Origin of the sequence: Brachyspira alvinipulli ATCC 51933, from assembly GCF_000518245.1 — a bacterium.
GTDB classification, from domain to species: domain Bacteria; phylum Spirochaetota; class Brachyspiria; order Brachyspirales; family Brachyspiraceae; genus Brachyspira; species Brachyspira alvinipulli.
In genome coordinates, this window is the sequence record NZ_JADF01000024.1 from 24,546 (window position 1) to 35,628 (window position 11,083).

General features: G+C 27.4%; 10 protein-coding genes. All 10 read left to right on the plus strand.

Translation table 11 applies throughout. From position 1 onward, the window contains the following. The first annotated feature begins 35 nt into the window (after positions 1–35). The 10 genes from T324_RS0104515 to T324_RS16755 all read left to right on the plus strand — a co-directional run bounded on the left by T324_RS0104515 (position 36) and on the right by T324_RS16755 (position 11,006). Positions 36–1,502, plus strand: coding sequence for a terminase large subunit domain-containing protein (locus T324_RS0104515; protein WP_028328665.1), 1,467 nt, complete (start codon positions 36–38; stop codon positions 1,500–1,502). 124 nt (positions 1,503–1,626) lie between these two features. Beyond that, positions 1,627–3,615, plus strand: a complete 1,989-nt coding sequence (locus T324_RS0104520) for a phage tail tape measure protein (protein ID WP_028328666.1) — start codon at positions 1,627–1,629, stop codon at positions 3,613–3,615. A gap of 40 nt (positions 3,616–3,655) precedes the next feature. Further along, positions 3,656–4,969, plus strand: a complete 1,314-nt coding sequence (locus T324_RS0104525) for a methyl-accepting chemotaxis protein (RefSeq protein WP_028328667.1) — start codon at positions 3,656–3,658, stop codon at positions 4,967–4,969. A gap of 17 nt (positions 4,970–4,986) precedes the next feature. Further along, positions 4,987–5,997 carry a hypothetical protein gene (locus T324_RS0104530; protein WP_028328668.1) on the plus strand — a complete coding sequence of 337 codons (1,011 nt, stop codon included), beginning with the start codon at positions 4,987–4,989 and terminating at the stop codon, positions 5,995–5,997. A gap of 3 nt (positions 5,998–6,000) precedes the next feature. Next, on the plus strand, positions 6,001–6,567 hold the full coding sequence (locus T324_RS0104535) for a hypothetical protein (protein ID WP_028328669.1): 567 nt from the start codon (positions 6,001–6,003) through the stop codon (positions 6,565–6,567). A gap of 1 nt (position 6,568) precedes the next feature. Further along, positions 6,569–6,892, plus strand: a complete 324-nt coding sequence (locus tag T324_RS0104540) for a phage GP46 family protein (RefSeq protein ID WP_028328670.1) — start codon at positions 6,569–6,571, stop codon at positions 6,890–6,892. Continuing rightward, positions 6,885–7,931, plus strand: coding sequence for a baseplate J/gp47 family protein (locus tag T324_RS0104545; RefSeq protein WP_028328671.1), 1,047 nt, complete (start codon positions 6,885–6,887; stop codon positions 7,929–7,931). The genes T324_RS0104540 and T324_RS0104545 overlap by 8 nt, the downstream gene beginning before the upstream one ends. Continuing rightward, complete coding sequence (locus T324_RS16745) at positions 7,922–8,488, plus strand: hypothetical protein (RefSeq protein ID WP_038374941.1); 567 nt, start codon at positions 7,922–7,924, stop codon at positions 8,486–8,488. The genes T324_RS0104545 and T324_RS16745 overlap by 10 nt, the downstream gene beginning before the upstream one ends. A 14-nt stretch (positions 8,489–8,502) precedes the next feature. Continuing rightward, entirely contained in the window at positions 8,503–9,942 is a 1,440-nt protein-coding gene (locus T324_RS17690; protein WP_051436760.1) for a hypothetical protein, read from the plus strand. Between the two features lie 467 nt (positions 9,943–10,409). Beyond that, complete coding sequence (locus tag T324_RS16755; RefSeq protein ID WP_051436761.1) at positions 10,410–11,006, plus strand: DUF4145 domain-containing protein; 597 nt, start codon at positions 10,410–10,412, stop codon at positions 11,004–11,006. Positions 11,007–11,083: the final 77 nt, after the last annotated feature.

An 11,083-nucleotide genomic window follows, 5' to 3' on the forward strand; every position in this document is an offset into this window, starting at 1 on the left:
ATATTCAGAGATGTATTTAATATTAATAATTAAAAATGAATAACAAATTAAAAAATAAAAAGATACTTTTACCCTATCAGGAAAAATGGCTTATTAATCAGGATAAAGTAAAAGTTTGGGAGAAATCAAGAAGAATAGGAGCTTCTTATGTTGAAGCTTTAAATTGTGTATTAAAAGCATCATTATCAAAAAAAGAAAATGGTATGAGCTGTTATTATATATCTTATGCAAAAGATATGACACAGCAATTTATTAAAGATGCTGCTTTTTGGGCTAAATTACTTAATATAGCATGTGAAGATTTTGGAGAAACAGTTATAAAAGATGAAAACAAAGATATAACAATTTATAAAATAAGATTTGAATCAGGTTTTGAGATATGGGGGCTTCCTTCTGTACCTCGTTCTATAAGAAGTAAACAAGGTCATATAGTTATTGATGAAGCAGCATTCTGCGATGATTTAAAAGAATTATTAAAAGCAGCATTAGCTATGCTTATGTGGGGAGGAAGCGTTTTAATACTTTCTACTCATAACGGAGAAGATAATCAATTTAATTTGCTTGTAAAAGATATTGAATCTGGAAGGAAAGATTATTATTTACAAACAACTGATATTGATGAGGCATTAAAAGACGGTCTTTATAAAAAAATATGTGAAATATCTAAAGAAGAATACAGTAAAAGTAAAGAACAAGAATGGCTAAAATCTATAATTAAAGATTATGGAGAGGCTTATGAAGAAGAACTTTACTGCATACCTTCAAAAAATGGAGATAAATATTTTAATAGAGCATTATTAGAAACTGTAGCTGATGAAAAAATAGAAGTGTTTAGATTCTATGAAAAAGATGATTTTACTTTCAAAACAGAAAATGAAAGATATGCAAAAATGTTGGAATATTTCAATATTGTTAAGCATTTATTTACAAATATAAAAGATGAAGTAGTTTTAGGAGAAGATTTTGCAAGGAGCGGAGATTTAACAGTTTTATGGTTTGAAAAAATAAAACTTAGTAAAAATAAAATAAAAACTCTATGTGTTATAGAATTAAGAAATATTCCATTCAGTAATCAGGAACAATTTATTTTACTATGCATAAATGAACTTGGAAGAAAGTTTTTAGGAGCTGCTTTCGATGCTAGAGGCAATGGACAAATGATAGCGGAGAATCTTTCATTAGCATATAGAGGTTTAATTTTAGAAGTAATGATAACTAGAAAATGGTATGCAGAAAATATGCCTAAGCTAAAAAGTGCAGTTGAAGATAAAACTACAAATATTCCAAAAGATAATTTTATTATAGATGATTTTTTGCAGGCTGAAGTTTGGCAAGGAATACCTCTTATAAGAGAAAGGACAGGCATAAGAGGAAATAAAAGACATGGCGACAGCTTAATAGCTAAAGTTATGGCAATATATGCTATTAATGAATTAGAGTTAAATATATACCAAAAGATAACTTATGAACCTGTAAAAACTCAAAATTGTTGGAGAACATAAAAGGAGGTGAGCCGAGCCTTCACGGTAAAGAGTGAAACGAATTACCGTGCTATTATTTAGGCGACCAATGTAGGCACCCTTGCGGGTGGGCGAACATTGCCTTCGGCACGCAGGAGCGGCAACAATGAGTAATATAACAGCTGGCGTTTTAATAAAATTAAAAGATCAATTCTCTTCTGGTATTGATAAGGCTTCCAATAAAGTTAATTCTTTTCAGAGTAAAATGCAGGGAGCTTTTTCAAAAATAGATGGGATATTAAACTCTACAGCAAGTAATTTAGCTACTTTAGGAGTTTCTATAGGCGTAGGTGCTACAATTAATAAAATGATAGCATTTGAAGATAGGATAAATAAAATCGGAACTATAGCAAGAAGAAATGCTAAAGATGTAGAAACAGCAGAAAAACAATTAAATGGTTTAAGCGAAGCTATATATAAAGCAGCTATGCAGCCAGATATTAAAGTAGATGCAAATGAAATTATTGATGCTATGGACATTATAATGACTAAAACAGGCAATATGGATTTTGCTAAAGAAAATATAGAAAATATTGGAAGAGCTATGAGAGCATTTGGGGCTTCTGGTTCTGATATAGGCTCAATGATGTCTGAGTTTTCTAAATTGAATTATTCTGCTGAAGAAACTGCAAAACTAATGGATGAGCTTTATTATCAAGGAAATCAGGGTGCTTTTACGGCTTCAGAGTTTGCTAAATTTGGACCAGCTATAATAGCAGCTTATTCAAGTATTGGAACAGCTTCAGAAGATTTGAAAAATGCCAATGCTGTTATGCAGGTATTAACTGCAGGTACAGGGGATGCATCAGCTTCTGTTACTGTTCTTGAAAGTATTATGAGTGATTTAACTAATCCAGAAATACAAGAAAAATTACAAAATCTAGGAAATATTATAGGAGCAGACTTTTCTGTTAGAGATAGTGAGGGAAATTTTAAAGATTTGCATGAAATAATTATGAAAATAGTAAATGCAAAAGATAAAATGGGCGGTAATTTTGATATGCTATCAGATGTTTTTGGATCGGATTTATCAAGAGAAGCCATAAAGCATTTTGATAATTATGATGAGATATTGGAAAAAGTTTTAGATGTTTCTAATGCTCAGGGACAAGTAAATGCATCTGCAATGGAAAATGCACAAAGTTTGGCAGCTAATATACAAAACTTGCAGACAGCTTTTGATTCTTTTGCCAATAAAAATGTAGCACCATATTTAGAAAAAGTTACAGGAATATTAAATGATTTTGCTAAAAATCCTGAAAGATTTGATGCCGTATTCAAAGTTATAGCAGCTGGATTTGGAATATTTATGACAGCAAAATTGGTATCAGGGGTTGCTAATACAATTAGTTCAATAAACAGTTTGAAAAATATGGCAAAAGGCAATATATCATCTACGCTGCAAGCGGACAGTCGTCATATACAAGGAACAGGAACTCCTATTCCTGTTTTTGTTACAAATATGGGACAGTTTTTTTCAAATGGAAATAATTCTAACACATTCAATGTAGGTCAATCATCTTCAAATATACCAAATATCAATAATGGAAAAATGACTTGGAAAAGTTTAGGAAAAACAGCAGGTGCTATGGGTGCTGCTGTTACTGCTATACCAATGGCTATAAGCGGATTTATGGCTGCTAATGATCCTTCACTTTCAAAAAAAGAACAAAATAAAATGAAAGGTGAGGCTGTTGGAGGAGCCGTTGGAAGTATTGCGGGTACAGCTATAGGAACTAGTGCTGGAGCTGCTACTTCCGCTGCTATAGGTTCAGTTGTTCCTGGACTTGGCACAGCTATAGGGGCTTTAGTAGGTGCTGGTGTTGGTATTGCGGGAGGATATTTAGGAAGCAAACTTGGCGGAAAAATTGGAGAAAGTTTGACTAAAGAAGATACTTTAGAAAAAACTATTACTGCTAATAATATACAAAATAACAATGCTCAGGTTGAAATGAAAGGAGCTGCTAATATTGGAGTAGATATAAAATTGACAGATGAAAGAACTTATTATAAAGCTACTCCATACAATAATAACATACCAAATATAAATATACAAACAGGAAATATTGAAGAAATAAGAAATTATTCTTCTTAAATAACTAAAACATAAAAAATCCACTGTTAATAGGATAAAAATGGGTAATAGTAGTAATTTTCAATATCCTAGCTCTTCATCTTGGAGAGAGGCTTATGATATACAAAGCCTTGTAAAATATGAAGCTCCTAATATGGAAGCTGTTTATTTCTTATATGATAATATAAATATTTCAGGCGGACAGTCTTTAGATAATTCAAGTTATCCTAATTTTGGGTATTGGAGTAATACTTCAATTAATGAATCTGTTAATAAAATAAGAGTATCTGGCTTTTTAAGAGATGAAGAATATTTAAATAAAAAAATAGATTTAATAAATGCTTTTAAGATAAAAACAGATGATGAAAATCCAGCTTTTATTTTTTTACCTCTTTATCCCAGATTAAAAGTAACTTTAGAAAACTGGTCTATAGATGAAAAAGCAAATGAAAATGGTCAATGTAAAATAGAACTTAATTTTAATCTATGTGCTGATAGAAAAAATGATGAAAATTATAATTTTCTTAATATAGAAGATGCTAAAAACAATGTTCAGGAAATAGCTAATAAAAATCTTGAAAAGAAATTAGAGAATAATTTTAATTATGATACTTTTTTATCAGGTATAAATAATGTATCAAGTAAACTTTCAAATGTTATTGGAATGATACAAGGAAAAGCAGATTATATTAATGATATGGCAAGGGCTATAAATACAATATCTTCTACAATCGCTCAAGGAATTAGAACTCCTTCAGTTTTCGCTGATGCTTTACAGAATGTTGTATCTTCAATAGTTAATGGAATAATAGATATAAAACAGTCTGTAAATGAAACTGCTGAAAGCTCAAAATCATTCGCCGCAGGCGGCACGCAAGGTGGGCAGACGCCACAGTCGTCAATTAACAGCATACTTCCAATAGAAAATGCAAAAAATAATGAAAAAAAAGTTTTACTTCAGTTTCTTAATTTTTATAATTATGATACTACAAAAGATACAATTTCTTTTAATGAAATGAATACTGCAAAAGAAAGTGATAATTTTATTAAAATAATTGCAGTTACTGCTGTTGCTAGTATTATAATTCAAATAGATGATAGTAAGGAAAAAATAAAAAATTATTTAGAACTATATGACAAATTAAATGATTCTATAAATAAAGATGATTATGAACTTAATAATGCTTTAATAGACTTAAAAATATCTGTTATAGAAGAATTGAAAATAAAAGAATTAAAGAAATTAAGAAAAATTAAGTTCAATAAGAATATGACATTATTAAATGCAGAGCATTTTTTGAACTCATACAATTTGAGAGATTTTAATTTTATAGAAGATAGTTTTGTACTTCCTAAAGAAATATTTTATGTTTAAATAGGAGTATTATTAAAATGCATATTAAAGTTTATGCTGGAAAAAGCAAGAGATTAATTAATTATAATTCAATTATTATAAAAAAGAGTATTGATGAAATATGTAATACTGCTGATATAGTATGTCCTTTAAGCGAATTAAAAAAAGTAGAAAAGCATGACAGGATAATAATAAAGGCTCTTATGTGGAATAATGAGGAGAGAAATGTAACAACTACTTTAGTTGATGATATTAGTGCAGTATTAAATAATAATCAAAAGCAGATGACTATACATTCACGTTCTTATGCAAGAGATATAATAGATTCTACAGATTCAGGAAGAATTGAAGGCGGTACATTAGTAGAGGTAGTAAGAAAAATAGCACAAAAATATAATTCTAATATAGTAGTATCACATTACCCTACAAACAAAGATAATTCACCTCCTATAGCATCTTTTACATGGGAAAATGAAAGTGTTTGGCAGAAACTGCTTACTATAGCAGAAAATAATGGCTATGCAATAGCTTCAAATCAAGCGTCTAATCTATATGTATGGGCTAGAAATACATATTTGGCAAATAATGCAAATCATAAAATCATAGAAGGAAAAAATATAAAATCAGCATCTTTAAATAAGAGAGGATATGAGCAGTTTAATTGCTATAGAATAAAAGGAAATTATGGAATAGGAGAAAAGTTTGATTATAAATGCGATACAAAAAGGGTATTTACACTATTTTTTACAGATGAAAATATATCTCAAAAAGAACTTTTAAATAGAGCTGAATCAGAATTAAAAAGAAGAAAATCAGATGAATTAAATATTAATATGTATGGTTGGGGATTATCATATGAGGAAATAGAAAATAAAAAAATAAAAAATAATGATAAGATAGAAGTATTTTATGAGCCTAAGCAAAAAATAAAAGTTAATATTCCTTCTTTTGGAATAGATGACTATAAAGTAATTAAAAGTGTTGAGCTTGTTCTTAATAATGAAGAGTTTTCATCTAATATAATTTTAGTAGATGAAGGAGCTGTATAAAATATGTCTTTGCCTAATCTTATTTCATCTATATCTTCTAAAATAGCAAATATGATAACTATTTCAAAATTTATAAAAAGAAATAATGATGATACTATTCAAGTAAAATCTTCTTATGATAAAACAATAGAAAAAAAAGAATTATTTCCTTATGGATTTATTGCAAAAGCTAAAGAAGGAGAAGTAATTATTTTATCTAAAGGCGGTAATTTTGACAGCTCTCAAATATTGCCTATTTTATCTAGTGATAAAGCTCCTGAAATTAAAGAAGGAGATACATGTATATATAATGAAAAAATATCAATAATTATAAATGAGGATATGATAAAAATAGGAGGAGATGATTTCGGCGGACTTATAAAAATAGAAGAATTAAAAAAAGAATTGGAAAAAAATAATCAAATACTTCAAGCTATATTAAATATATGTTTAGGAGCTCCTATACCAGAAGCTGGAAATGGAGCAAACTCTGCTTTTCAGCTTGCTTTAAGTACTGCTTTAGCTGGAAAGACAATTGCTAATTTTAGTAGTATAGAAAATACAAAAATAGTGCATGGAGCCAATAATTGAAATGTTAGAAATAGATCTAAACAAATATAATAATATAGAATATCTTGTTTCTATGAGCATTTATTCAAATAAAAATAAATGGTGGGCAGACAATGATTTTGGCAGCGATTTATTTGCAAAAAAAAATAAATTAAGCAAAGAAACTCAAAATGAAGTAAAAAGAATAATAACTGATTCTCTTGAATGGATAGTTGAAGACGGACTTGCAAAAGATATAGAAGTTGATACTGAAATAGAAAATAAAAGCAGATTAAATTATTCTGTTTTAGTCAGAAAGCCTGATAATAATACAGAAATTATAAAAGGAGTGTGGGATAATGAATGAATCTTTAGAGCAATTAAAATTAAAAATATTAAATCAATATTACAGTGAATTAAATCCTCTTGAAAATACTCCTAAATATAATTTAGTAAAAGTAATAGCAAATGTAGAAGCTGGTATTCAATATTCCCTTTTAGGTGATATAGAGTTTTTAAAAAAACAAATATTTCCTGATACAGCAGAAAAGGATTTTTTAAGAGCTCATTGGGCTGACAGAGTACCGCCTCTATATGCTGAGGTGGCGAGCGGAAGTATTTTGGTAAAAGGTATTGCTGGTGTTTCAATTCCTTCAGGCTCAGTATTTAGATCTGAACAAGGTAATAATTATTTTATGACAAAAACGTACATCATAGCAGAAAATGGAAGTGTAGAAATAGAAGTTCAGGCTGAAAATGCAGGTACCAGCTACAATTTAAAATCAGAATCTAAATTAAAATTAGCTTCTAATTTAATAGCAAATGTAGAAAGTGAAGCTGTTGTTCAAAGAGATATAGCAGGAGGAACAGATGGAGAAACAGATGAGGCTTATTTAATTAGAGTATTAAATTATATAAAAGGAAACAGTAATGGAGGAAATGGAGATTTTGCTGATGAAGCATTGAACTCATCATCAGAAGTAAGCAAAGCATTTGAGTTTAGAAATTTTAATGTATTTGGTGCTTTGCTTGTAGTTGTAATAGGAGGAAATGCAGATACTGGCTTTATGAAAGTATCAAACATAGATAAAGTTCAAGAGCATATAGAAAAAAAATATCCATATACAATATTTACAGTAAAAACTCCAGAAATTATAACTGTAAATATAACTATAGAATTAAAAAGAGAAGAAGATACTGTAGGAATTAGAGAAATGATTACATCTACTATTAAAGAATATTTTAATAAAAGAGTAAAGCCTGATATGGAAATAAAAGAAGCATTAATCAAAAATCTTATAGTTGATGATATTAATGTTACAGAAGCTAATGTTGAAATAGAAGGAGGAGATAAATACTATAATCAATTAGAATATGCTGTTTTAGGAACTATAACATGGAACTAAATATTAAAGATGAAAAAACTTATTTTGAAGCTGTAAAAAGTCTTTATCCTGAAGGGGTATTTTTTGAAAGTCAGTTTGAAAATGAAAACTCTGATATGTCTAAATTAGCAAAACTTCAGGCTGATATGATAAAAAAAATAAAATTAGAATTAAAGAAATTATGGCTTGAAGCCAGGCTTGAAACTTGTACAGAAGATACGATAGAAGATTATGAAAGAATACACTCTAAGGAAATAAGAAATGGTTTAAGTTTAGAAAAAAGAAAATTACTTATTTTGCAAAATGATTTGCTTGTTTCTCAAAACCCAAAAGATACTATTAACAATCTTATAAAAAATGATTATCAAACAGAAATATTAAATATTAATGCTAATCATAAAATATCTGTATTCGGACATGCATCTTTTGGTCATACAAGACTTTATAATTATAGAGCATTTTGTTCAGTAATAATAAAATTAAAAAAGATAGAAGATTCAAATAAAAAAATAGAATTAGAAGAGTTTTTAATAAATTTATTTGATGCAAATAAAATAATATTTTTTGATTATGTATAAAGGAGTTAATTTTTATGTCATTATATCCTAAAGACCAAGAAATCACAGTTTTTGGAGAAAATATAAAATATCCGAATATGGGAGAAGATGGAAAGTTTACAAATGGAAGTTTTTCTGACCCTAAAATTAAGCCTTCTTTTATTCCAGCTGAAACTATAAACCTTATTTTGGATAATTTGGAAAATGTTATAAAAGAAGCTGGTATTGAAAGTAATAATCAAGATACAAATCAATTGATAAATGCTGTAAAAAAACTTGCTGGAGATAATGTCAGTAAATTTAAATATAAATTAGAAGAATTTGATACTGGTAAAATTTGGATAGATGACAGAATTATATACGGCAGAGTATTTGTAATAGAAAATTTAAATACTCAGCATTTTCCTATAGAGATTCATACATTTGATGATATAGATAAAATGATAGACTATAAAATAATAGGTGTTTATAATTATGATGTTGTAAAACAGCTATTCAAAGATTATTTAATAGGTAAAGATAAAATGCCTGCTATTTTAGCTTTATATATAGAAAACAACATTTTATATTTTCATTGTTTAACAAATCCAGATCTAATTATAAATAATAATGACAATAAATTAGAAATATATATAGAATATATAAAAAATAATAAAACTTTACTTATTATAAATCCATTATCTTTAGATTTATATGAAGATATAGACAGGATATCAGAATTGCAGGTAAATACAGATGCTGAAACTTTTGAAGCTAGAATAGAAAATCAAGAAATAGCTTCATTAATTATAGAAGAAAATAAATTAAGAGTTGTACAAAAAAAGATAGGAAGTTCAAATATAATAATAGAAGCTCATGCATCTGGAAGAGAAAAAGCAAGCGTAACTATACCAATACAGATAAAAGAAAGACCAATTACAACTTTAACTTTATCATCTCAAAGCGGTGAAGTTAAGCAAGATGAAACTATTTCAATTACTGCTGATACTAATGCTGATAGTATAGAAGCTCAAATAAATAATTCTAATGCTCAAATAAGTGTATCTGGAAAAACTATTAATATTATTGGTAAAAATGTAGGTTCTTCAATTATTACAGTAAAAGCACAGATACCAAACTCTTTGGAAGTTAGTAAAAATTATAATTTAAATATTTTAGAAAATATATATTATAATTCGTTAATATATGGCAAAATAACTTCAAATTCAGCGTCATGGGGATACAATATATTAACAATTAATTGGACAAATAATAATTGGGATTGGAATTCTGGAAGAAATAATGTAGTAATTAAAACATATAATAGTAATAATCTTTTACAAACTATAAAATGTAATTATTATATTAGCTATTTTTCTCCAAATGTACAAAGTTCTAATGCATATTTTAAAAAAGATGGCGAAAAATTATTAGCATATCAATCAAGACTTAATAATGTCGAATCTATTACTGATATAGTAATATTTTCAGCATAATAAGTACTAATAGCCACTATTTTTATGGCTAGTTTTTTTGAATACCTTTTATTTTGGGATAGCATTTTGTTTTGGGCATTATTTAGTATCGTAATATATACTTTTTTATAATTAGCTCCGTTTTCTAATTTGTATAAATCTTCTAAAACGTTGCCTTGAATAGTTTGAGGTTTATACACAGTTTTATAAACCTCTAAAAATTTCTTATTTCTTACTTCCAATGATAAGTGAGGTGTTTTATTTTCTATAATCTCTTCTTCTTTAATATATTTAATATCTGGAGCTAAAATTATATTAGAACAGCTTAAAATAAAAATAACAATAATAATAAAAATGATTTAATATACATATATGCTTATATTAGCATGATGTAAATTCAAGTCAAGGCAAAAAGGCTATATTTAACTTGATTTAAAAAATATTTATTTATTATAAATAATGTTAATAATAAAATGGAGCTATTTTTTATGGAAAACTATACAAATCTAAAATGGCAATCAATAGATGAATATAAATCTATAAGTTTTATATGTTGGAATTGTGGAGAAAATATTGCATCAGAAAAAGCATATGGAGCAACATATTATTCTACAGGTTACAAAAAAAATTTTTATATAGGATTAGTTTATATATGTCATAAATGTAATGCTCCAAACATATTTAATAGAGATGGAGATCCTATAATAAAACCTCCTTATGGTAAGAATATTGATAAATTACCAAATGAAATAAGAGAAGCGTATAATGAAGCTAGAAAATGTATGCAAGTTGGAGCATATACTGCTGCTAGTATGATTTTAAGAAAAATATTAATGAATGTAGCTGTTTCTGAAGGAAAAGAAGAAGGTGATACATTCAAAAATTATATAGATTATTTAGACAATGAAGGTATCATACATAAAAAACAAAAAGGTCTTATAAATAAAGTTAGAGAAATAGGAAATGAAGCTAATCATGAGATTAAATCTGTATCTGAAGAAGATGCTCAATATATATTTAAATTAATTGAGCATCTATTGTTAAATAATTATGAATTTATAGATAATGATAACTCCCCAAATTAAGCTCATATTTAATATTATGCAATTAATTTAATAAATATATTCGTTGGTTTTTGACTCGTTTTTTGTTGGGGTTATCA

Coding starts and splice junctions, on each gene's coding strand:
- T324_RS0104515 (WP_028328665.1), top strand. CDS start 36: ATGAATAACAAATTAAAAAATAAAAAGATACTTTTACCCTATCAGGAA.
- T324_RS16745 (WP_038374941.1), top strand. CDS start 7,922: ATGGAACTAAATATTAAAGATGAAAAAACTTATTTTGAAGCTGTAAAA.
- T324_RS0104540 (WP_028328670.1), top strand. CDS start 6,569: ATGTTAGAAATAGATCTAAACAAATATAATAATATAGAATATCTTGTT.
- T324_RS0104545 (WP_028328671.1), top strand. CDS start 6,885: ATGAATGAATCTTTAGAGCAATTAAAATTAAAAATATTAAATCAATAT.
- T324_RS17690 (WP_051436760.1), top strand. CDS start 8,503: ATGTCATTATATCCTAAAGACCAAGAAATCACAGTTTTTGGAGAAAAT.
- T324_RS0104535 (WP_028328669.1), top strand. CDS start 6,001: ATGTCTTTGCCTAATCTTATTTCATCTATATCTTCTAAAATAGCAAAT.
- T324_RS16755 (WP_051436761.1), top strand. CDS start 10,410: ATGGAAAACTATACAAATCTAAAATGGCAATCAATAGATGAATATAAA.
- T324_RS0104520 (WP_028328666.1), top strand. CDS start 1,627: ATGAGTAATATAACAGCTGGCGTTTTAATAAAATTAAAAGATCAATTC.
- T324_RS0104530 (WP_028328668.1), top strand. CDS start 4,987: ATGCATATTAAAGTTTATGCTGGAAAAAGCAAGAGATTAATTAATTAT.
- T324_RS0104525 (WP_028328667.1), top strand. CDS start 3,656: ATGGGTAATAGTAGTAATTTTCAATATCCTAGCTCTTCATCTTGGAGA.